The 22,095-nt window shown below is 66.4% G+C and carries 19 protein-coding genes; 11 read left to right on the top strand and 8 right to left on the bottom strand.

Annotated features, from left to right (window positions below; all coding sequences use genetic code 11):
• Positions 1–13: 13 nt before the first annotated feature.
• From MJ603_RS06055 to MJ603_RS06090, 8 genes are all read right to left on the bottom strand, one after another.
• A complete protein-coding gene (locus MJ603_RS06055; protein WP_243062798.1) occupies positions 14–1,333 on the bottom strand; it encodes an O-acetylhomoserine aminocarboxypropyltransferase/cysteine synthase family protein in 1,320 nt (439 codons plus the stop codon).
• 10 nt (positions 1,334–1,343) lie between these two features.
• The gene (locus MJ603_RS06060) at positions 1,344–2,216 is read right to left on the bottom strand and encodes an ABC transporter ATP-binding protein (protein ID WP_243062799.1); all 873 of its coding nucleotides are present in this window, start codon (positions 2,214–2,216) and stop codon (positions 1,344–1,346) included.
• On the bottom strand, positions 2,213–3,100 hold the full coding sequence (locus MJ603_RS06065; protein WP_243062800.1) for an ABC transporter ATP-binding protein: 888 nt from the start codon (positions 3,098–3,100) through the stop codon (positions 2,213–2,215). The genes MJ603_RS06060 and MJ603_RS06065 overlap by 4 nt, the downstream gene beginning before the upstream one ends.
• A complete protein-coding gene (locus tag MJ603_RS06070; protein ID WP_243062801.1) occupies positions 3,084–3,947 on the bottom strand; it encodes an ABC transporter permease in 864 nt (287 codons plus the stop codon). The genes MJ603_RS06065 and MJ603_RS06070 overlap by 17 nt, the downstream gene beginning before the upstream one ends.
• Positions 3,944–4,990, bottom strand: coding sequence for an ABC transporter permease (locus MJ603_RS06075; protein ID WP_243062802.1), 1,047 nt, complete (start codon positions 4,988–4,990; stop codon positions 3,944–3,946). Before MJ603_RS06075 ends, MJ603_RS06070 begins: the two co-directional genes overlap by 4 nt.
• A gap of 10 nt (positions 4,991–5,000) precedes the next feature.
• Entirely contained in the window at positions 5,001–6,560 is a 1,560-nt protein-coding gene (locus MJ603_RS06080) for an ABC transporter substrate-binding protein (RefSeq protein WP_243062803.1), read from the bottom strand.
• 29 nt (positions 6,561–6,589) lie between these two features.
• Positions 6,590–7,684, bottom strand: a complete 1,095-nt coding sequence (locus tag MJ603_RS06085; RefSeq protein ID WP_243062804.1) for an LLM class flavin-dependent oxidoreductase — start codon at positions 7,682–7,684, stop codon at positions 6,590–6,592.
• Positions 7,685–7,960: 276 nt separating this feature from the next.
• Positions 7,961–9,331, bottom strand: a complete 1,371-nt coding sequence (locus tag MJ603_RS06090; protein ID WP_243062805.1) for an aminotransferase class I/II-fold pyridoxal phosphate-dependent enzyme — start codon at positions 9,329–9,331, stop codon at positions 7,961–7,963.
• Between the two features lie 241 nt (positions 9,332–9,572).
• On the opposite strand from MJ603_RS06090, the gene MJ603_RS06095 reads away from it, so the two are divergent.
• The 11 genes from MJ603_RS06095 to MJ603_RS06145 all read left to right on the top strand — a co-directional run bounded on the left by MJ603_RS06095 (position 9,573) and on the right by MJ603_RS06145 (position 22,061).
• Complete coding sequence (locus MJ603_RS06095) at positions 9,573–10,322, top strand: alpha/beta hydrolase (protein WP_243062806.1); 750 nt, start codon at positions 9,573–9,575, stop codon at positions 10,320–10,322.
• Positions 10,319–11,653 (top strand): PLP-dependent transferase, encoded by a 1,335-nt coding sequence (locus tag MJ603_RS06100; protein WP_243062807.1) that lies wholly within the window; start codon positions 10,319–10,321, stop codon positions 11,651–11,653. Before MJ603_RS06095 ends, MJ603_RS06100 begins: the two co-directional genes overlap by 4 nt.
• Positions 11,650–12,696, top strand: a complete 1,047-nt coding sequence (locus MJ603_RS06105) for an LLM class flavin-dependent oxidoreductase (RefSeq protein WP_243062808.1) — start codon at positions 11,650–11,652, stop codon at positions 12,694–12,696. Before MJ603_RS06100 ends, MJ603_RS06105 begins: the two co-directional genes overlap by 4 nt.
• 73 nt (positions 12,697–12,769) lie before the next feature.
• The gene (locus MJ603_RS06110; protein ID WP_243062809.1) at positions 12,770–12,946 is read left to right on the top strand and encodes a hypothetical protein; all 177 of its coding nucleotides are present in this window, start codon (positions 12,770–12,772) and stop codon (positions 12,944–12,946) included.
• A gap of 257 nt (positions 12,947–13,203) precedes the next feature.
• Positions 13,204–13,947 (top strand): siderophore-interacting protein, encoded by a 744-nt coding sequence (locus tag MJ603_RS06115; protein ID WP_243062810.1) that lies wholly within the window; start codon positions 13,204–13,206, stop codon positions 13,945–13,947.
• A 288-nt stretch (positions 13,948–14,235) separates the two neighbouring features.
• Positions 14,236–14,325: a K(+)-transporting ATPase subunit F gene (gene kdpF, locus MJ603_RS06120; RefSeq protein ID WP_243062811.1), complete on the top strand. Its 90-nt coding sequence runs from the start codon at positions 14,236–14,238 to the stop codon at positions 14,323–14,325.
• Complete coding sequence (gene kdpA, locus MJ603_RS06125) at positions 14,326–15,999, top strand: potassium-transporting ATPase subunit KdpA (protein ID WP_243062812.1); 1,674 nt, start codon at positions 14,326–14,328, stop codon at positions 15,997–15,999.
• A gap of 2 nt (positions 16,000–16,001) precedes the next feature.
• Positions 16,002–18,158 (top strand): potassium-transporting ATPase subunit KdpB, encoded by a 2,157-nt coding sequence (gene kdpB / locus MJ603_RS06130; RefSeq protein WP_243062813.1) that lies wholly within the window; start codon positions 16,002–16,004, stop codon positions 18,156–18,158.
• 41 nt (positions 18,159–18,199) lie between these two features.
• On the top strand, positions 18,200–18,832 hold the full coding sequence (kdpC, locus tag MJ603_RS06135) for a potassium-transporting ATPase subunit KdpC (RefSeq protein ID WP_243062814.1): 633 nt from the start codon (positions 18,200–18,202) through the stop codon (positions 18,830–18,832).
• A gap of 14 nt (positions 18,833–18,846) precedes the next feature.
• Positions 18,847–21,384, top strand: a complete 2,538-nt coding sequence (locus tag MJ603_RS06140) for an ATP-binding protein (RefSeq protein ID WP_243062815.1) — start codon at positions 18,847–18,849, stop codon at positions 21,382–21,384.
• On the top strand, positions 21,381–22,061 hold the full coding sequence (locus MJ603_RS06145) for a response regulator (protein WP_243062816.1): 681 nt from the start codon (positions 21,381–21,383) through the stop codon (positions 22,059–22,061). Before MJ603_RS06140 ends, MJ603_RS06145 begins: the two co-directional genes overlap by 4 nt.
• The last annotated feature ends 34 nt before the right edge of the window (positions 22,062–22,095 follow it).

Raw genomic sequence — 22,095 nt, forward strand, 5'->3', positions numbered from 1 at the left:
GCTCTCGGCAGCCTCAGGCGCTCAGCGTCGTCGCAGTGCCGACCCGATCGAATGCCTGGGCGAGGTCGTCGATGAGGTCCCGTGCGCTCTCGATACCGATCGAGACGCGGATCAGGCCGTCATCGATGCCGGTCGACGAACGCTCTTCTGCCGAGATCTTCGCGTGCGTCGTGGTCGCCGGATGAATGGCGAGCGATCGCACGTCGCCGATGTGCGTCATCCGCGTGAAGAGACCGAGCGAATCGATGACTTCGCGGGCAGCGTCGCGTCCGCCTTCGACGCAGAAGCCGAAGACGGAACCGAATCCGCGCGGCAGGTATCTGCGTGCTCGCTCGTGGTACCGGCTGGATGCCAGGCCGGAGTAATCGACGTAGGCGACCTCGGGCTGCTGTTCCAGCCATTCGGCGACCGCCAGGGCGTTCTCGCAGTGCCGTTCCATGCGTAGCGACAGCGTCTCGAGCCCCTGCAGCAGCAGGAACGAACTGAACGGGGAGGCGGTCGGTCCGAAGGCCGCCAACGGTTTCGCGCGGGTGTACTCGGCGAATGTCGTGTCGCCGTATCGTTCCGTCCAGCTCTCCCGACCGAATCGAAATGGCGTCTGGAACTGCGGGTATCGATCCGCGTGCTGGGACCAGTCGAAGGTGCCTCCGTCGACGACGGCACCGCCGAGCGACGTCGCGTGGCCCGTGAGGAACTTGCTCGTCGAGTGCACGACGATGTTGGCACCGTACTCCAGCGGTCTTACCAGGTAGGGCGTCGCGACGGTGTTGTCGATGACGAGCGGAAGCCCGTGAGGTTCGGCGATTCCGGCGACACCCTCGAGATCGAGCACGTCGTTCTTGGGGTTCGGAATCGTCTCAGCGAAGAGCAGCCGAGTTCTCTCGTTGATGCGCGCGTCCCATTCCGCGAGGTCATCCGGGTCGTCGACGAACTCGACGGTCACCCCCAGTCGTGTCAGCGCGTCCCCCATCATGCCCTTCGACCCTTCGTACACGCTCGGTGAACTCACGATGTGGTCGCCGGCGCCCACGAGGCTGAGGAGCACGGATGCCGTCGCGGCCTGTCCGCTGGCCGTCAGTACCGCAGCCTTGCCGCCTTCCAACGAGGCCAGCCGTGCTTCTGCGACGGAATTCGTCGGGTTTCCGCTGCGCGAGTAGAAGAAGCCTTCGTCGTCGCCGGCGAATCGTGCTTCTGCCTGGTCGAAATCGTCGAAGACATAGCCCGCGCTCAGGTAGATCGGCGTAATGCGCGGCTGGAATTCGCCGTCGTAGCGTTCCCCTGCGTGCACTTGCCGCGTCTCGAAATCCAGATCGCTCGTGTCCCGAGTGGTCACGGTGCTCCCGTCATCGTGTGCCGGCGACGGAGGCCACCGGTTCATCGAGTTCCAGTGCGCGTACCGCGTCGCGGAGTTCACCGCGACGGTTCGAGTCGAGTGGTTCGTCATCGAACAGCGACGGCACCGACTCGACAAGCAGGCGCGTGTACGGATGCTGCGGCGCGAGCAGCACCTCCTGCGTGCTGCCGCTCTCCACGACGTTTCCGCGATAGAGCACCGTCACCCGATCGGCTACTCCCGCGAGCGAACCGAGATCGTGGGTGATCATGATCACCCCGAGACCACGCTCTCGCCGCAATTCCAGCAGCAGTTCGAGGATCGTGATCCTGGTGGACGCATCGAGCGCACTCACGGGTTCATCGCAGATCAGAAGCTTCGGCTCCACGGCCATTGCACGTCCGATCGCGACCCGCTGACGCTGTCCGCCGGAGAGCTCGCCCGGATGCTTCGACAGAAGCTCTGCAGGAAGCGAGACCAGACGGGCTACGCGGTCGGCAGCATCCCTCAGCTCGTCGCGGGATCTGCCACCTTGCACGACAAGCCCCTCGACCAACGTGTCGAACACCGTGCGGTCCGGATCCAGGCTGCGCAGCGGGTCTTGGAAAACGTACTGCGCGGCACCCGAGCGACGGAAGGCGCGAAGGGCGCGTCCTCGTAGCTTCGTCGTGTTCTGTTCCTCGATGAGGACCGTGCCGCTGTTCGGCGGTGCGAGCCCGAGAACGGCCCTGGCAAGGGTCGTCTTGCCCGATCCGGTCTCGCCGATCAATCCGACGATCTGCCCCGGCTCCACCGTGAGATCGACTCCGTGCAGCACCTCGGTGCGTCCACGACCATGCCCGAGTTCGACCCGTAGGCCCGAAACCTCCAGCAACGCGGTCATCGATCGTCTCTCTGGCGCCGAATGTGATCGATGCCGAACCGCTCGTGGCTGTCTACGAGCGAACGCGTGTAGGGATGCCGCGGTGTGCGGAGCACCTGGCGAGTCGGCCCTGACTCGACGATGTGCCCGTCGCGGAAGACGTGCACCTCGTCACTCACCTGCGCGATGACCGCCAGGTCGTGCGAGACGACGACCAGCGTGAGGTCGCGGTCCCGACGCAGCTGCGACAGCAACTCGAGGACCTCGGCCTGCACCGTGACGTCGAGAGCGGTGGTCGCCTCATCGGCGATCAGCAGCTCAGGCTCGCCTGCGATCGCGATGGCGATCAAGACGCGCTGGAGCATGCCTCCCGAGAGTTCGAACGGGTACTGGGTGTAGACGTGCGCAGGGCGATGGAGCCCCATCGCATGAAGCAACTCGACGGCTTCGTCTCGGGCGGCCTTCCGCGGAAGTCGCCCCCGCACCCTGAAGACCTCGGCCAGCTGCGCGCCGACGGTGATCGAGGGGTTGAGGTATGACGCGGGGTCCTGGAATACCGCGGCAATCCGGGTTCCACGCAGCCGCACGGCGTCTCGGCGGGTGAGGGTTGTGATCGAGTCGCCCGCGAACTCGATGTCGCCGCCCGAGATCTCGGCGCCGGCCGGAAGCAGGCCGAGGATGGACCGGCAGGTCAGCGTCTTCCCGCTTCCGGATTCGCCTACCAGGCCGACGGCTGTTCCTTTCGGCACGTCGAAGCTGATGCCGTGCACGACCTCGGCACTGGTGGCGACGGTCACGCGGAGTTCCTTGACGCGCAGCAGGGGCGTCGGATGGACATCCTTCTCCTGTGGTTCAGAGGAGGAGAGTGGCACCCTCTCGGCGGTGTGATCAAGCAGTACCGACACGACGTCCTCGTCTCTTCAGCAGTCGAACCCGGCCGTGGTCGCCGCTGGTGTCTTTGATCGCATCGGCCAGCAGATTGAGCGAGCCGACAGTGGCCATGATCAGGAGGGACGGGAAGATCGGCCCGTACGGCGCCTGTGAGAGATAACTGAGATCGCTCGCCAGAATGCCGCCCCATGTCGGGTCCGGTGGCACGACGCCGATGCCGAGGAACGTGAGCGAGGAGACGATCAGCAGCCCGGCGGCCGTGGCGTTCGCCGTTGCCACGACGAGCGTCGGCAGGATCTTCGACCAGACGTGCGTACGGATGACGCGGAAAAGCGACGCGCCGAAGAGCTGCGACGCGGTCACGTATTGCGAGTTCGCGTGGCTGAGAACGGCGGCTCTGGTGATGCGGTAGAACGCCGGCGCGATGAGTATTCCGACGGCGATCATCGCCTGCTGCACGGCATTGCCGAGGAGCGCCGCGACGGCGATGGCGAAAATCAGGAACGGCAGCGCGATGAGGCCGTCCATGACGCGAAGGGTGATCCACTCGTACGTGCGCCCAAGGTAGACCGAGGTGATTCCCGGGATGACACCGATGACGAGGCCGATCCCGACGGCCTCGAACGCCGTGTACACCGAAAGCGGTGCCCCTGCCAGCACGCGGCTCAGGACATCGCGGCCCAGATAGTCGGTGCCGAACCAGTGCGTGGCGTTCGGCGCCTGGAGGATCGCTCCGCTGTTCTTCAACGGATCAAACGGTGCGATGTACGGACCGATGACCGCGAGCACGAGGACGAGGGCCAGCACGATCGCGGCGATCAGGCCGGCTCTGGTGTGCAAAGCCGAGGCGACTTGCTTCATATTTCCCTCCGTGCGGCGGGGCGGAGCCTGACGAGAAGAACGTTGACGATCGCCGACGAGATCAGCACGAGCACGATCGTCACGAGGAGTGCACCCTGCACCACCGGCACATCGCCCTCGAGCGCAGCGGTCTTGGTGAGGCTGCCGATCCCAGGCAAGGCGAACACGGTCTCGACGATCACGGCGCCGCCGATGAGCCGGGGCACGTGCATGCCCAGCACAGCGACGGCCGGACCGGCGCCATTACGCAAGGCGTGCACGAAGACGATCCTTGCGTGCGAGAGACCGCGCATCTGAGCCCCGACGATGTAGTTCTCGTGCAACGTGCCCGCCAGACCGGTACGCAGCTGTCTCGCGAGATCGGCCGCCGTGTCCAGACTCAGCGCCAGGCTCGGCAGCACGAGGAAGCTGGCCCATCTCAGCAGGCCGGCCGAAGGAGGAACCCACCCGCCGGACGGCAGAACCGGGATGACGAGCGTGAACACGATGATCAATGCGATGGCCGCGACGAATCCGGGAACCGTGGCGAGGAACGAGGTGACGACGGTGACGACGCGGTCCAGCCAGCCGCCCTGCCGAACCGCGGCGAGAATGCCGAACGTACCGCCGAGTAACACTGCGATGAGCAGGGCGAACACGGCGACCGAGAGACTGACGGGAAGCCTCTGGGCGATGCTGTCTGTTACTGGGATCTTGGTGAACCACGACGAGCCGAGGTCACCGTGCAGCGCGTTCCAGAGCCACAGAAAATATCTCAGGATCAGGGGTTTATCGAGGCCGAACACTGCTTGCATGCGCGCGACGTCGTGCGGGGTGGCGGAATCGCCGAGAACGAGGGACGCCGGGTCCTGCTTCGTCAGCCCGCCGAGCATGAAGGTGATGAACGTCGACACCAGCAATACGGGTACAGCGATGAGCAGGGCGCGGCCGAGGGCTACCGCCGTGCTGATCACAGCAGGTAGCGCGGAGAATCGTGCGATCCCCTCGCCTCTGGCGGAGTCGGCGGTGCGGCCGACTCCGCCCCTCACGTTGAGCGTCGTCATGACGTCTCGCCTACTTCTCGACCCAGACGTTCTCGAACCGCTGGATGTCGACCCAGTGCTGCAGGCCGTGCACCTTGGGGGAGTGCGCCTCGAATCGGGTCACGGTGAACAGGAAGACGTTCGGCATGTTCGTCACGGCTTCCTTCGTCGCGGCCTGGATCGCCGCCGGGTAGGCGGGGTCGGTCAGCGAGTAGCCGTTGGCCTTGGAGACGGCGGGTGCCAGCGACGGCGGCGTGGTCTTGCCGAGGTTCATCAGCCCCTGCGCGCCGAACAGCACCTGCAGTGCCTGAACCGGGGACTGCCTCGCATTGAACTGGTCGAGCACGAACGGGTACTTGCGGGTGATGTAGTTGTTCGCCCCAGGGGTCTGAACGACCAGTGTCGTGTGGATGCCCGCAGCGTTCAGCTGCTGCTGCAGCAGTTCACCGACCGGGTCTTCCGCTGCACCGAGCGCCAACTGAATGCTCACGCCGTGCGGGTAGCCGGCCTCGGTCAGCAGCTTCTTGGCCTTGGACACGCTGTGCGGATAGAGGTTGTCCAGCGAAGAGTTGTACGCAACGTACCCCTTCGGGAACGGCTGCCAGTCGGGCTGCCCGAATCCGAAGTTCGCGGTCTTGACGAGGGCGTCGCGATCGATCGCCGTGCTGATGGCTTGGATCACCTTGGGGTTGTCGAATGGCTTGACGGTCTTGTTCACGTCGAGCACGCGAACGGGGAGCACGTTGGTCGTCTCCACCGGGAATCCGGCAGCCTTGACCGCGCTCACCTGTGACGACGTGAGGTCGGCGATGTTGAACTGGTCCGACTGCAAGCCTGCGACGGCCACCGAGGGGTCGGGCGTCGGCTTCAGGATGAAGTTCTTCACGAGGATCTTGTCGGCGTCCCAGAACTTCGGATTCTTCACGAGCGTTGCCTGAGACCCCGGCACGTACGACTTCAGGACGAAAGGACCGGCACCGACCGGTTGCGTCGCCAGTTTGGAGACGTCGTCCGCGGCCGCGGTCGGACTCACGATCTGTCCTGTCTTACCAGAGAGCAGAAGCGGGATCTGATAGTCGACCTGGGTCAGGTGGAGCGTCACATCCGTTGAGCTGTCAGCAGAGATGCTCTGCACGTCGACCAGCTGGGCAGCGACGGTCGAGTCCTTCTCTGTGATGCCGCGCTCGAGACTCGCTTTGACCGCGGCGGCGTCGAGCTTCGTTCCATCGGAGAAGGTGAGCCCAGACCGCAGATGGAAGGTCACGGACTTGCCGTCCTTCGCATAAGTCCAGGACTTCGCGAGGCCGGGCACCGCGTTGCCCTTCGCGTCCTCCTCGGTCACACCCTCGTAGACGAGCGACAGGGCGCTCACGTCGTTGCCGACGGCCGACGTCACCGGGTCCCAGGTCGACGGCAACGACCAGCCCCAGGTGAGGGTGTCACCGCGCTGACTGGCAGCCGGTATGGCGCCGCTCGCGTCGGAGGACTGCTGACCTGCGCCAGCCGTGCCCGCCGCGCAGCCGGTCAGGCCGAGCGTCGCGGCCGCGAGAATGGCAGCCACCTTCACGGTCTTCTTCGCTGAAAGGCTCACTGTCTGTTCTTTCGGTCGAGGTCCGCGGCTCAGGCCGGGACCAGGTCATTTTCGCGAGCGGCGGCGCCGGCACGCAGAAGGGGGACGAGCTCGTGACCCCAGTCGCGAACATCCGCGAGCGGGTCGAAGCCCCTGATCAGGAAGTTGCGTACGCCGAGGTCGTGGTACTTGAGAAGTGCCTCGGCAACCTGCTGAGGCGTGCCGACGAGTGCTGTCGAGTTTCCGCCACCGTCGCTCAGCTGAGTGACGCCGAACCAGAGTCGCTCGTCGTGCACGAGCTTCTCGGATGCTTCCTCCTTCAGGCGCTGCGCACCCACGGCCGTGTTCTGTCCGCGGCCGACTCGCCACTTTCGCCCGACGCCCCCCTCGAGGTTGGCTTCATAGGCCTTGCGGATGGCTGCGGCTTTCTCCCATGCCTCGTCTTCGGTCGGTGCCACGATCGGGCGAACGGAGAGAGAGAAATCGATGGTGCGACCGTGGCTGGCGGCTTCGCTGCGGATGAGCTCGATGCGCTCACGCGTCTGGGCGAGCGGTTCGCCCCACAGCGCGAAGACATCCGCCCAGCGGCCTCCGACACGAATCGCGTCATCGGACTGCCCTCCGAAGAAGATCGGTACGGAACCAAGCGGCTTGACCGAGCTGAAAGCACCCTCATAGCGATAGAACTCGCCTTCGTAGTCGAAGGGCTCGTCGGAGGTGAGTTCACGACGAAGCACATCGATGAACTCGGCCGTGCGGCGGTATCGGGCCTGCTTGTCGTGGAAGTCGCCGTCTCGACGCTGATCCGTGTCGCTGCCACCGGTGATGTGATGGATGGCCACGCGCCCCGCGCCAGTCAGGTTCTCGAGAGTCGCGAGCTTGCGGGCGGTCAACGTGGGCTCGACGAAGCCGGGGCGCTGAGCAATCAGCACGCCGAGTCGGTCCGTGTTGTACAGCACGTGAGCCGCGACGGCGAGGCCGTCGGGCGAGCTGGCGCTGTGTGCCACGAGTGCACGATCGAAGCCGGCCTCCTCGTGAGCCTTGGCGAAGTCCGCCAAGTACGTCGGGTCGACGAGCGGGCCCTTCCAGCCCACGCTTTCGGATCCGTAGTTCGTGGAAACCATTCCAAGAATCTGAATGGACATGGATGCACCTCTCTAACGCGCTGTCATTCGCCGCGAAGCGCGGCCGAAACCAAATCAGGAGCCAGGTACTGCGTGAGTGACGCTACTGATCGTCGAGGGCACGAGGGCTTTTGTTTTCAATTTTGTATTTTTGTTACACCCTGTGTCGGAGCCATGTGTCGTCAGAGCGCACCTATGCCATGCCCGGGTCGTCTCGTTCGTGCCCGCCGCCCGAGCAGAACGAGCCCGCGGTGCGACGCGCCCCGGCACGTTGGTGGCGACCTTCGGGGCAGAGCGTCAGTCGAAGAACTCGCGCCTGCCGCCCTGCGCGGCCATGGTGATCGTCTCCGCGAGCCGTTCGAAGAGAGCAGTGTCGTCTTCCGGCAGCTGCATCGCCGAAAGCCTGATCATCGGATGCTCCGGTCGCACGATGAAGGATTTGGCAGCGGCCCCCGCCAGGATGCCCTTGGCAGCGAGTCCGACGAGGGCGTCGGTCTCGTCTGCGACCTCGACCCAGAGAACGATGCCGTCTGCGCCGACGTGCACGGTGAGGTCTTGTCGACGCAGAGCGTCGACAAGCAACTCCCGACGACGCTCGTAACGCTCGCGAGCGTCGGCGACGCGAGCATTCGCGTCGTCATCCTGAACGAGATAAGCCAGTGCGTTCTGCAGAATCCGGCTGTTGGATCCGACACCGTGGCTTCGAAGCCCGATCGCACGGTCGACGAGTCGTCGCGGGCCGCCGATCACCGATGTGCGTACATCGATGCCGTAGGCCTTGCAATAGCTGCGCACGCGCAGCACGCGTCCCGTGAGCTCCTGTCCGAGTGTGGGGACGGCACGCCGTGCGAGCGGACCGATCGAGTCGTCTTCGACGACGACGACGTGCGCATTCTCGGCACGGGACAGGGTGGCAGCCAGCTCGCGTGCGCGCTGCATCGTCACTGCGTGATCGACGGCGAACGGGGCACCGGGCTGGAAGATGAAAGCTGTCGCGCCTGCTTCGATCGCATCGGCGAGCGATGCAGGAAGTGGTCCGGACTCGTCGGCCGCAACGGCCATGGGTCGTAGATCCAGGTCCCGGAGGGTGTCGAGGAACCCCGGGCTGACGGGTTCGTCGACGGCCACCGCCGAACCTGGTTGCGCCGCTGCAGCGGTCGCAAGCAGGAGCGCCTCTGTTCCACCGCCGGCCGTCATCCATGCATCGGCACGGAACGGCCAGCTCGGAGCGACGGCGGAATACAGCCGTTCCGTCATGTACTCGCGACCGAAGACGTTGAGGTTGGGAGCTGTCAGGCTGTCGAGCAGTGCGCTGCCCAGTTCCGGCTGCAGGGAGATGTCCGGTTCGCCCTGCTGGAAATCGATCGACGACCAGTCGGAGACGACATGGAGGGCGGTAGCGGTTCGCACCGTCGTTCCGCCTCGCCTGTGGGTCTCGATGAGCCCCGCTTCACGCAGGTGGTTCCACACGGCGAGGATCGTTCCGACGCTCGTGGAAGCGGCCTGGGCGAGGTCGCGGATCGTCGGAAGCTGCGCTCCTGGCGCGAGGGTGCCCGATCGTATGAGCTGTTCGAGTCCGGCTCCGAGCTCGGCCGAAGTGGTGCCCTTGACGCGTTGAAGGAGCCACTGCGGACTGACCGCGGCCGAGTGCGCCTCGATCACAGACATCAGGATTCCCCGTTCGGCCGTGTGATGTGTTCGTCACGATTGTATTGACCCGAGTCCGTGCGCGATATGCGATCGCATCGGAGCCGACCCCCTGAATGAGCGGTCGGGCGACTCTGACCGTCATCATCTGTCCACGATTGGCGAGACAAAGCGCGACACATATCTCAATATGTCAGGGCACTATTTGAAATGTACTGCGGTGTCGTAGTACCTCTGGACTCACACGTTCGAAGGAGCATCCGTGCCGACCCATCAGGCAGTCAGCGTCGCGGCCAACCACAGGAGCCGCAACACCGCCCGACTCCGCGGGACCGTCGTCGTCCTCCCAGGGCGCGGCGAGTCCGCAGCACTGTATGAGCGACTCGGGGATCGCCTGGCCTACGACGGATACGACGTGCTCGTCACCGACTTGCCGCCACTGCACGGCATCGACGCGGCGTGGCTCGACCAGGCGGCGCCGCCCGCCGAGTTGACCGATGCGGCCCGCGTGACGCTCGTCGGCTCCGACTCCGGCGCCGTCATCGCTGCGCTGCTCGCGTCGCGCTGGGGTGCAGACTCGGTCGTGCTCGCCGGCATCGGCGGAATCGATGCGGCAGTCGAACGGAGAACTGACGAGGAGCGCATCGCCGAGCGCACGTCGTGCGTCGTGCACCGCGGACGGCTGTCGGCGGACGCCGATCTCTCCGCGCTGACGGCCCAGACGTTCCGGCCAGAGATCGTAGAGCGACTTCGCGCTCTGACGCTGACCGTCCCGGTTCTCGCGGTGCACGGCGCCGACGACGAGATCACCGGCATCGGCGAAGCACTCCGTCTCTACGGCTCGCTGAGCCCGGACATCGAGCTCGCCGTTGTCGAGGGCGGCGTGCACGACGCTCTGAACGACGCGACGCACAGAACGGTCAGCGCCGAGCTCGTGCAGTTCCTGGAGCGCAAGGGCCGGGAGCCGATCGTGCGACGCGACGCCTCGCTCGTCGAGGAGGTCGCGGCGTGAGCGAACAGAGTGAGCGACGGCATCGCTCGGATGCGGATGGCTGGGCGGGCGCCACCAGGCAGGTGCACGCCGGCTTCGTGCCGGGTGTCCCGCAGAACACGTCGGTGGTGCCGATCTACCAGACCGCCGCGTACGAGTTCCCTGACTACGAGACGGCGCGCGACATCTTCGCCCTCCGTAAGCCCGGCAACCTCTACAGTCGCACCGGCAATCCGACGAACACGGTGCTCGAGAAGCGGGTCGCCGCGCTCGACAACGGCGTCGCCGCGCTTGCCGTGGCGTCCGGCCAGGCTGCGACATCGATCGCGCTGCTGGCGCTGGCCCGCACCGGGCAGCACATCGTGGCATCCAATCGGCTCTACGGCGGAACGGTCGACCTGCTCGGCGACACCTTCGCCGACTTCGGCATCACGGCCACGTTCGTCGACCCGTCTGATGCCTCCGCCTGGGGTGCTGCGACCACCGATCGGACCCGTGCGTGGTTCGTGGAATCGGTCGACAATCCCACCGGACGCGTGCCGGAGCTGCGTGCCCTTGCGGATGCCGCACACGAGCGCGACATCCCACTCGTCGTCGACAACACGGTGACGCCGTCGCTGCTGCGTCCCTTCGACTTCGGCGCCGATGTCGTGGTGTACTCGGCGACGAAGTTCCTCGGCGGTCATGGCGCGGCTCTCGCCGGCGTCGTGGTGGACGGCGGCACCTTCGACTTCACGGCTCACCCGGAGCGCTGGCCGCAGTTCACGACGCCGAGTGCGCGCTTCGGCGGCGTCACGTTCGCCACTGATCTGCCGCAGGGCTCCAGTCCCTACATCACGTATGCGCGGGTCAAGCTCGCCCACGACCTCGGGCCCGCTCTCTCCGCCCACAGCGCATTCCTCATCGTGCAGGGCATCGAGACGCTCGATCTGCGCATCCGGCGGCAGACCTCGAGCGCGCTGGCGATCGCCACGGCACTCGCCGGCAATCCGCGGGTGTCCGCGGTGCACTACGCCGGCCTGCCGTCGCATCCCGACCACGAACGGGCGAAACGGCAGCTGAAGGCTGCGGCATCCGTGTTCTCCTTCGATCTCGCGGCGGGGGAGCAAGAGGTTGGTGCGTTCATCGACCGGCTGCGGCTCTTCTCGCTCGCAGCCAACATCGGCGACGCGCGCAGCCTCGTCATCCATCCGGCGACCACGACGCACAGCCGGTTCACCCGGCAGCAACTCGAAGCCGCCGGATTCTCACGATCGACGATCCGACTCTCGATCGGTCTCGAAGACCCAGACGACCTGGTCGCCGACCTGGAACAAGCCCTCGTGGCAGTGAAGGAGCCCGTACTCGCATGAAGATCGGATATTGGACACCCGTCTACGGCGGCTTTCTGCGCAACATCCGCGACGAGGGTCGCATGGAGGCCAGCTGGGAGTACATCCGCGAGGTGTCGCAGCTCGCCGACCGGCTCGGCTACGACATCACCCTCGTGCCCGAGCTGTACCTCAACGATCGCAAGGGAGTGGATGCCCCGAGCCTGGAGGCCTGGTCGCTCTCGTCCGCGATCGCCGCGGTCACGCAGCGTCTGCGCATCATGACGGCCGTTCGGCCCGGGTTCCACCTTCCGACCGTTGCCGCGAAGACCTCCGCGACGCTGCAGGACATCAGCGGTGACCGGTTCTCGCTCAACGTCGTCTCGGCGTGGTGGGCGGAGGAGGCGCGCCAGTACGGCGGCCAGTTCGCCGCGCACGACAAGCGCTACGTGCAGTCCAGCGAGTTCGTGAGCATCTTGCGCGGCATGTGGACTGAGCAGCCGTTCAGTCAGAAGGGCGAGTTCTACGACGTTCAGGATGCCGTGCTCAGCCCGAAACCACGCGTCGCCCCTCGCATCTTCGCCGGGGGAGAGAGCGAAGACGGTCGTGAAGCCATCGCTGGTTTCGCCGACGCCTACGTGATCCACGGCGGCACGCCCGATGAGGTGTCGGGCAAGATCGACGATGTGAACGCGCGCCGCAGGCGCAGGCAAGGCGAGGACTTCGCCGAGGTCGGAATGGCGGCCTACGTGATCGTGCGCGACACCGAAGCCGAGGCTCAGGCCGAACTCGAGCGCATCACGGCCGTCGATCCGAGCTCGCCCGGGTACGCCTCATTCGAGGAGTTCGTCGCTCACTCGCAGCTCGACGTCGAAGTGTCGAAGCGCGAGTACTCCGTCGGCACACGCGGCCTGCGACCGAACCTGATCGGGACACCGGAGCAGGTGGCCGAGCGCATCCGCGAATTCGAGAGGGCAGGGGTGACGTTGCTGCTCGTGCAGGCGTCGCCACTCGATGAGGAGCTCGAGCGCATCGCATCGAGCTTGTTCCCGCTCGTCACGGACTCGGTTGCGCTCGCGCGCTGACTTCCGGACCTCGCGCCGCTTGCCGACCCGTCGTTAGACTCGGCACCACACGAGGATCAGGGGGGGACTGATCATGGCAGATCTCGAGACGCAGGCGCTCGTCAGCGAAGCACGCAAGGCCGCGAGCGCGGCGAGCTTCGACATTCAGCAGTTGCCCGAGAATTCGATCGAGCGTCAGGCGCTGCACAATCTGATCACCGCGGTCGATGCGCTGATCTCGGCGCTCGACGAGCGCGACTCCGACAGCTGAGGCATCCGTTCCATCCGTCCGTCGCCCGAGACGTGGCGCCTCAGTAGAGGCATCCACTCGGGCGACGGTCTTTTGTGCGGTCGTCCGTTTCTGATAAGGGTTGCCTAACCTAACCAGTCTCGATAGTGTCGAGGCCGCGGGGCATCCGCGTGATTCCGTTCGACCCCGGGGCGGGCGTCGGCGGTCGACACGGATGCCCCGCAACAACCGAACTGCTCGCGCCCTCGAGGTGGCGCACGACCACTCGAGGAGCCGCCATGGCAGCGAACTGGCAGCGCGGTGTGCTGAAGGCGATGGGCGTGAAGAACCACGCCGTCGAGGTCGTCGGCATCACCGACTTCACGCCCTGGTACCGGCGCGTGCGCCTCTCCGCCCCCGGATTCCTCGACGAGCTCGCGCTGCATCCCACCATCTGGGTGCGGCTCTGGGTGCCGTCCCTGTCGAGCGACAAAGTGGTGCAGCGGGGCTACACGATCGTTGATCCCGACCCTGCGGCGGGGGAGTTCAGCCTCGACTTCGTGCTGCACGAGCCGGTCGGACCGGCGGCATCCTGGGCCAAGCACGCCACGATCGGCCTGAGGGCCGAGGTGGCGCACACACCCCAGAAGCTCTCCATCGATGCCGAGTCGGACACGCTCGTGCTCGCGGGAGACGTGACTGCACTGCCCGCGATCACCACGATCCTCGGCGCGGCACCAGAAGGCGCGACCAAACACGTCGTCATCCAGGACACCCACGACGACCACGACAAGCTGCCCCTTGCAGTGGATGCTCGCACGACCGTCTCGTGGGCGGAGCCGGACGACACGGGAAGCGGCATCGTCGACCTGCTGGCGGCATCCTTGATCGAGACGCTCGACGCTGAGCGCTCGTACCTGTGGTCGGCGGGCGAGCGCAAGCTCGTGAAGGCGGTGCGGGAGCATGCCCGCGGTCCGCTCGCGCTGCCACGTCATCGCCAGCACACGCAGTACTACTGGATCTTCGGGCACGACGCCGGCTGAGGTGCGCCGGCTGAACTGCGCCGGCCGTGGTGAGCCGGCCGAGCACTGTCGGCTCCGTTCGGATTCCGTAAGGAGACGGCCGCCGGGCGCATGGATTCCGTGAGGACGGGGTGCGCGTCTGCGGCGGGCGGGTTCGATGGTGTCTTGGCCGCGAGGTGCGGCCCGCGTTTGCGTTCATCGCGGCGCGTGAGACCGAACGGAGCATCCGGTGTTGGACGTCTTCTGCATTCTCGGCATCGTCGCCCTCGGCGTCGTCGTCGCCCTGGTCGGACGGGCGGTGGAGAAGCTGTGACCTTCTTCGTCGTGTTGTCCGCTGTGCTGGCCGTGGCATCGCTCGTGTACCTCGTGTACGCGCTCGTGAAACCGGAGAAGTTCTAGATGGAGTTCTGGCTCTTCCTCGCTCAGCTCGCAACGGTCGCGCTCCTGCTCGCGATCTGCCACAGGCCGCTGGGCGACTACCTGGCGATCACGTTCACGTCGCGCCGCGACCTGCGCGTCGAACGCGGCATCTATCGCATCATCGGCGTCGATTCGAAATCCGAGCAGAGCTGGCAGGTCTACCTGCGCAGCGTGCTCGCCTTCTCCATCGTCGGCGTTCTGATCGTCTATCTCCTGCAGCGGTTGCAGGCGTGGCTGCCGTACTCGCTCGGCCTGCCCGCCGTGCCCCAGGGACTGTCGTTCAACACGGCGATCTCATTCGTGACGAACACGAACTGGCAGTCCTACTCCCCGGAGGCCACCGTCGGGTACACGGTGCAGATGGCCGCGCTGACGGTGCAGAACTTCGTCTCCGCCGCCGTCGGTCTCGCCGTGGCGATCGCGCTCGTTCGCGGATTCGCTGCTCATCGATCGGGCACCATCGGCAACTTCTGGGTGGACCTGATGCGAGGAACACTCCGGGTGCTCCTTCCTCTTTCGGTGATCTTCACACTCGTGCTCATTGCGGGCGGCGTGATCGAGAACCTGAACGCGGTGCACGCCGTGCACACCATCGCCGGCGCGACCCAGAACATCCCTGGTGGGCCGGTGGCGTCTCAGGAGGCCATCAAGTTGATCGGCAACAACGGTGGCGGGTTCTTCAATGCGAACTCGGCGCATCCGTTCGAGAATCCGACGGCGTGGACCAACCTCGTCGAGGTGTTCCTCATGCTTCTCGTGCCGTTCAGCCTTCCGCGTGCCTTCGGACGCATCGTCGGCGACCGCCGACAGGGATACGCGATCCTCGCCGCGATGGCCGTCATCTTCGTCGTCTCGCTGTCGCTCATGACATGGGCGGAATCGGCGGGAGGCGGGGCCGCCACGCAGGCGGCAGGCGGCGCGATGGAAGGCAAGGAGCAGCGGTTCGGCATCCTGGGAACCACGCTCTTCGGCACCACCAGCACACTCACGTCGACGGGTGCGGTGAACGCGGCGCATGACAGCCTCACCCCGCTCGGAGGCATGATGGCGATGCTCAACATGATGACGGGCGAGGTCGCGCCGGGAGGCATCGGGGCTGGGCTCTACGGCATCCTCGTGATGGCCGTGGTCGCGGTCTTCCTCGCCGGTCTCATGGTCGGGCGCACCCCCGAGTATCTGCGCAAGCACATCGGGGCGCGCGAGGTCAAGCTTGCAAGCCTCTACTTCCTCACGACGCCCACGCTGATCCTCGCCGGAACAGCGCTCAGCTTCGGTGTTCCAGGCGTCGTGCAGAGCGTGGAGAAGACGACCATCTTCAATCCCGGCCAGCACGGATTCTCCGAGATCCTCTACGCCTTCACGTCGGCAGGCAACAACAACGGGTCCGCGTTCGGCGGCATCTCGGCGAATACACCGTGGATGAACGCGGCCCTCGGATGCGTGATGTTCCTCGCCCGATTCGTGCCGATCGTCTTCGTGATCGCCCTCGCCGGATCGCTCGCAGCCCAGGAGAAGTCGCCCGTCACCACGGGCACGCTGCCCACTCACCGGCCGATGTTCGTCGGGCTGCTGGTCGGAACGATCCTCATCATCACGGCACTCACGTACTTTCCCGTTCTCGCACTCGGACCACTCGCAGAAGGACTCCACTGACCATGACCGCTGCTTCTTCACCCGCCACGGCGTCGAAAGGCGGCAAGACGCCCAAACGGGGCGGAGCGCCGAAGGGCGCGTTCAACGCGAGGCAATTGTGGACGAGCCTCCCGGATGCTCTGCGCAAGCTGAGTCCGCGTGTGCTCTGGCACAACCCCGTGATGTTCATCGTCGAGGTGGGTGCTGCGCTCACCACCGTGCTCGCGATCGCCCAACCGTTCCTCGGGCATCAGGTCTCCGGCGGAACCTCGACGTCGGTCGCATTCACCTGGTGGATCGCGATCTGGCTCTGGTTCACTGTGCTCTTCGCCACCCTGGCAGAGGCAGTCGCCGAGGGTCGGGGCAAGGCGCAGGCCGCCAGCCTGCGCACGACGCGCACCACCACGAGTGCCGATCGCGTCGTGGACTATGCGGATGACGATCCCGGCGCGCTGCACGCGGCGACGACCCGGATCGCATCGGCCGACCTCACGCTCGGCGATGTCGTGGTCATCACGGCGGGCGACTTGATCCCCGGCGACGGCGACATCATCTGGGGCGTCGCCTCGGTCGACGAGTCCGCCATCACAGGCGAGTCTGCGCCGGTGGTGCGCGAATCCGGCGGCGATCGCAGTGCGGTGACGGGCGGAACGCGCGTGCTCTCCGACCGCATCGTCGTGCGCATCACGTCGAAACCGGGTGAGACGTTCGTCGACCGCATGATCCGTCTCGTCGAGGGCGCGGCACGACAGAAGACACCGAACGAGATCGCGCTGAACATCCTGCTCGCAGGGCTCACGATCATCTTCGTGGTGGTGATCCTCGCACTCGGCCCGGTCGCCGGCTACGCGGATGCCGCCCCCACCGTTCCCGTGCTCGTCGCGCTGCTGGTCTGCCTCATCCCGACCACCATTGGAGCCTTGCTGTCGGCGATCGGCATCGCGGGCATGGACCGGCTCGTGCAGCGCAACGTGCTTGCGATGTCGGGAAGGGCCGTCGAGGCTGCGGGCGATGTGAACACGCTGCTGCTCGACAAGACGGGGACGATCACGTACGGCAACCGTCAGGCGAGCGAGTTCCTGCCGCTTCCCGGTGTCGGTGACGACGCACTCGTGAATGCTGCTGCCCTGGCATCACTCAGCGATCCGACGCCGGAGGGCTCGTCAGTCGTGGCGCTTGCAAAGACACTCGGTCACAGCCCGTCGTCGTCTGTGGCCAGTGAGTCAGTGCCGTTCACGGCTCAGACGCGCATGAGCGGTATCGATCTGAGCGACGGCACGCAGATCCGCAAGGGCGCAGCGAGCGCGGTCTCCGCCTGGGCGGGGAGCGAGGGCGCGATCGATTCCGCTGTCGCATCCGAGCTCGATCGCATCGTCCAGCGCATCTCGCAGTCCGGAGGCACGCCGCTCGCGGTCGCGACGCGGGAGCCGAACGGCGGGGCGCGCATCCTCGGGGTCATCCATCTCAAGGACGTCGTGAAGACGGGACTCGCCGAGCGGTTCGCGGATCTGCGGCGCATGGGCATCCGCACCGTCATGGTGACGGGAGACAACCCGCTCACCGCGAAGGCGATCGCCGACGAGGCGGGCGTCGACGACGTGCTCGCCGAGGCGACGCCCGAGGACAAACTGGCGCTGATCCGCAGGGAGCAGGAGGGCGGCAAGCTCGTCGCGATGACCGGTGACGGCACGAACGACGCACCGGCGCTGGCTCAGGCCGATGTCGGCGTGGCGATGAACACGGGCACATCGGCGGCGAAGGAAGCCGGCAACATGGTCGACCTCGACTCCGACCCGACGAAACTCATCGACATCGTCGCGATCGGCAAGCAACTGCTGATCACCCGCGGAGCGCTCACCACTTTCTCGATCGCGAACGACGTCGCGAAGTACTTCGCGATCATCCCCGCGATGTTCGTGGGCGTCTTCCCCGGGCTGCAGGCGCTCAACATCATGCAGCTGCATTCTCCGTCTTCGGCGATCCTATCCGCGGTGATCTTCAACGCGATCATCATCGTGATCCTGATCCCACTGGCGCTGCGAGGCGTGCGGTATCGCCCGTCGTCGGCATCACAGCTGCTCGGACGCAACCTGCTGCTCTACGGACTGGGCGGCATCATCGCGCCGTTCATCGGCATCAAGCTCATCGACCTGCTGGTCGCCCTGATCCCCGGCTTCTGACGACACCGCTTCGACCACCAACTCGAGAAGGAAGAACCGACATGAGTCCCACGTTCCGCGGAACGGCCAGGCAGTACTGGGTGGCCGTGCGCGCCATGGTCGTGCTGACAGTCGTTCTGGGCATCGCCTACCCCCTGGCGATGACCGGCATCGGCCAGCTCACCATGCCCGTGCGGGCGAGCGGCTCGCTCATCCAGGAGCACGGGACGACCGTCGGCTCCAGCCTGATCGGCCAGTCGTTCACCGACGCGAAGGGTGTCCCCCTTGCGCAATGGTTCCAGTCCAGGCCATCGGCGGCCGGCGACGGTTACGACGCGAACGCGTCGAGCGCCAGCAACCTCGGGCCGAACAACCCGGCACTGACCAAGGCCATCGACGCACGAAAGGCACAGATCGAGAAACTCGACGGGGCGGATGCCTCGAGCATTCCGCCCGACGCCGTCACGGCATCCGGATCGGGCCTCGACCCGCACATCAGCCCCGAGTACGCGTTGCTGCAGGTGCCGGCGGTCGCCGAGGCCAGAGGCCTCGCGGCATCCAAGGTCGAAACGCTGGTGAAGTCTATGATTCAGGGGCGGGATCTCGGATACCTCGGTGAACCGACGGTGAACGTGTTGCGGCTCAACCTGGCGCTTTCCGAACTGGATCCCGGCGGCGACAGCGGACGGAAATGAAGGCGGACGGCTGAATGGCCAGGGGCAAGCTGCGAGTGCTTCTCGGGGCGGCGCCGGGCGTCGGAAAAACCTACGCGATGCTCGAAGAGGGCGCGCGCCTGGCCGAGACCGGCAAGACCGTTGTCGTGGCGCTCGTCGAGACGCACGATCGCACGGCCACCGCCGCCATGATCAGCGGGCTCGAGGTGATTCCGCGCAGGTCGGTATCTCACAGGGGCATCCTGCTCACCGAGATGGACCTCGACGCCGTTCTCGCCCGCCGACCGGACATCGCGCTGGTCGACGAGCTCGCGCACACGGATGCCCCGGGCGGACGCCACGAGAAGCGCTGGGAAGACGTGCGGGAGCTGCTGGACGCCGGCATCACGGTCATCTCCACGGTCAACATCCAGCACATCGAATCGCTGAACGACGTCGTGGAGCAGATCACGGGGATCAGCCAGCAGGAGACGATCCCGGACGCCGTTCTGCGCGCCGCCGACCAGATCGAGGTCGTCGACCTCGCACCGCAGTCCCTGAGGGACAGGCTCGCGGAGGGTCTCGTCTATCCGGCCGCGCGAATCGACGCAGCGCTGTCGAACTACTTCAGGCTCGGCAACCTCACCGCGCTGCGCGAACTGGCCTTGCTCTGGCTCGCCGATGAGGTGGACACGGCGTTGCAGCAGTACCGCCGCGAGCACGGAATCGACAGCAAGTGGGAGGCGAGAGAGCGGGTCGTCGTCGCGCTGACGGGCGGTGCGGAAGGCGAAACCCTGCTGCGCAGGGGTGCACGCATCGCCGCCCGGTCGGCCGGCGGAGAGTTGCTGGCAGTGCACGTGGTCAGCGACGATGGGCTGCGGGAGCGGCATCCTGGTGCACTGGCGGAGCAGCGCGCACTGGTCGCCAAGCTCGACGGCAGCTACCACGAGGTCGTCGGTGCGGACATCCCGGCCGCCCTGGTCGACTTCGCCAGGGCGGTGAACGCCACCCAGGTGGTCATCGGCGTTTCGCGGCGCTCGCGCCTTCTCGCCTTGCTCACCGGCCCCGGCATCGGCGCCACGGTGATCAGGGCATCGGGCGACATCGACGTGCACATCGTGTCGCACTCGGCGGCCGGTAGCCATCCGCTGGTGCTGCCTCGATCCCGCGGCGCGCTCAGCGTGCGGCGGCGGGTGTACGGATTCCTCTTGGCGATCGTCGTGGGCCCGTTGCTCAGCTGGTTCCTCTGGCTGTTCCGCAGCCCCGATGCGCTGACCAGCGATGTGCTCGCGTTTCAGCTGCTCGTGATCGTCGTCGCCCTGGTCGGCGGCATCTGGCCGGCACTGTTCGCCGCCGTGCTCTCAGGTTTCACTCTCGACTTCCTCTTCGTCGAGCCGTTGTACACGATCACCATCGCTCAGCCCGTGCACCTGCTTGCACTGCTGCTCTACGTGGTCGGCGCCGCCCTGGTGAGTTTCGTCGTCGACCAGGCCGCTCGGCGCGCGCGCGATTCGCAGAGATCGGCGGCGGAGTCCGACATCCTGGCGACCGTCGCCGGCGGCGTGATCCGCGGCGACGATGCCGTCGGGGCGCTCGTGCAACGCACCAAGGAGGCGTTCGGACTGGAGCGGGTGCGCCTGGTCGCTGCCGAGGGGAGCGTGCTCGCCGACGACGGCCAGTCGGGCGGGGCCGCGGGCACGGTCGAGCCGGTGGGGGAGCGCGCGACGCTCGAATTGTTCGGGAACGAGCTGACGGCATCCGATCGTCGTGTGCTGTCGGTGATCGTCGCTCAACTCGACGCCGCACTCGAGCACGCGGAGCTCAGCGACACCGCCAGCGAACTGCGGCCGTTGGCCGAGACCGACCGGGTGCGTTCGGCGCTGCTCGCCGCGGTGGGACACGACCTGCGACGTCCCCTCGCATCCGCGACCGCCGCGGTGACCAGCCTGCGCTCCCACGACGTGAAGCTGTCAGCACCCGATCGGGATGCCCTGCTCGCGACCGCAGCGGAGAGCCTGGCCGGCCTGGAGTCCCTCGTCACCAACCTGCTCGATGTCAGCAGAGTGCAGGCGGGCGTGCTCGGAGTGTCGCTGCGCCGGGTCGACGTCGACGACGTTCTGCAGGCTGCACTCGAGGAGCTCGACACCGCCCCGGGAAGGGTCGTGCTCGACATTCCGGACCAGTCGCCGGCGGTGCTCGCCGATCCCGTGCTGTTGCAGCGCGTCTTCGTGAACCTCTTGGCCAACGCCTTGCGCTTCTCGTCCCCGGTCTCCCCGCCGCGGCTGGGCGTGAGCGCGTTCGGCGATCATGTGGAGGTACGCGTCGCGGACGACGGTCCTGGCGTGCCGGACGAGCGCAAGCAGTCGGTCTTCCAACCGTTCCAGCGTGAGGGCGACGCCGACAACTCGACCGGCATCGGGCTCGGGCTTGCGCTGTCGAAAGGCTTCGTCGAGGGGATGGGCGGAACGCTTTCGCCGGAGGACACCCCGGGCGGCGGCCTCACCATGGTGGTCTCCTTGCGCGTCTTCTCGCACGGTCACCGCAAGGGCGATGACGGTTCGAGTCCTGCGACCGAACAGGGAGGGTCGCGATGAAGATCGTGGTCGCCGACGACGACCGGCAGATGCTCGGCGCGTTGCGCATCATCCTCACTGCTCACGGCTACGACGTGCTGGTCGCTGCCGACGGCAGGCAAGCGCTCGATGCAGCGATCGAGGGGCATCCCGATCTGGTCGTGCTCGACCTCGGAATGCCGGGCCTCGACGGCCTCGCCGTCATCGATGCGATCAGGGGATGGAGCACTGTGCCGATCCTGGTGATCTCCGGCCGCACCGATTCGGCGGAGAAGGTCGACGCCCTCGACAGGGGCGCCGATGACTACGTCACGAAGCCGTTCGCGACGGACGAGTTGCTGGCGCGCATCAGAGCCCTGGTGCGCAGGATGCCCACCGCCGACGACGAGCCGCGTGTCGCGTTCGCCGACGTGATCGTCGATCTGGCAACGCGACGCGTCACGCGCGCAGACAGCCCGGTGCGCCTCACCCCGACGGAGTGGCGGATCTTAGAGCTGCTGGTGCGCAACCCGGACAGGCTGATCACACGCGAGACGATCCTCACAGAGGTGTGGGGCCCGCATCACACCTCGGATTCCGGATATCTGCGCCTTTATCTCGCCCAGCTGCGCAAGAAGCTGGAAGCAGACCCGGCACATCCACGGCATCTCATCACGGAGGCGGGCATGGGGTATCGATTCGTTCCGCAGGGCGAGTAGCCCGGTCGGGTCGCGTCACACGGCCGTACTCTTG

This window comes from Humibacter sp. RRB41 (assembly GCF_022761015.1).
Taxonomy (GTDB): domain Bacteria; phylum Actinomycetota; class Actinomycetes; order Actinomycetales; family Microbacteriaceae; genus Humibacter.

Excerpts from the sequence above, each read along its gene's own strand:
- MJ603_RS06110 (WP_243062809.1), top strand. The coding sequence starts at position 12,770 with ATGGCAGATCTCGAGACGCAGGCGCTCGTCAGCGAAGCACGCAAGGCC.
- MJ603_RS06090 (WP_243062805.1), bottom strand. The coding sequence starts at position 9,331 with ATGTCTGTGATCGAGGCGCACTCGGCCGCGGTCAGTCCGCAGTGGCTC.
- MJ603_RS06060 (WP_243062799.1), bottom strand. The coding sequence starts at position 2,216 with ATGACCGCGTTGCTGGAGGTTTCGGGCCTACGGGTCGAACTCGGGCAT.
- MJ603_RS06140 (WP_243062815.1), top strand. The coding sequence starts at position 18,847 with ATGGCCAGGGGCAAGCTGCGAGTGCTTCTCGGGGCGGCGCCGGGCGTC.
- MJ603_RS06115 (WP_243062810.1), top strand. The coding sequence starts at position 13,204 with ATGGCAGCGAACTGGCAGCGCGGTGTGCTGAAGGCGATGGGCGTGAAG.
- MJ603_RS06070 (WP_243062801.1), bottom strand. The coding sequence starts at position 3,947 with ATGAAGCAAGTCGCCTCGGCTTTGCACACCAGAGCCGGCCTGATCGCC.
- MJ603_RS06085 (WP_243062804.1), bottom strand. The coding sequence starts at position 7,684 with ATGTCCATTCAGATTCTTGGAATGGTTTCCACGAACTACGGATCCGAA.
- MJ603_RS06105 (WP_243062808.1), top strand. The coding sequence starts at position 11,650 with ATGAAGATCGGATATTGGACACCCGTCTACGGCGGCTTTCTGCGCAAC.
- kdpA (WP_243062812.1), top strand. The coding sequence starts at position 14,326 with ATGGAGTTCTGGCTCTTCCTCGCTCAGCTCGCAACGGTCGCGCTCCTG.
- MJ603_RS06145 (WP_243062816.1), top strand. The coding sequence starts at position 21,381 with ATGAAGATCGTGGTCGCCGACGACGACCGGCAGATGCTCGGCGCGTTG.
- kdpC (WP_243062814.1), top strand. The coding sequence starts at position 18,200 with ATGAGTCCCACGTTCCGCGGAACGGCCAGGCAGTACTGGGTGGCCGTG.
- MJ603_RS06075 (WP_243062802.1), bottom strand. The coding sequence starts at position 4,990 with ATGACGACGCTCAACGTGAGGGGCGGAGTCGGCCGCACCGCCGACTCC.
- kdpB (WP_243062813.1), top strand. The coding sequence starts at position 16,002 with ATGACCGCTGCTTCTTCACCCGCCACGGCGTCGAAAGGCGGCAAGACG.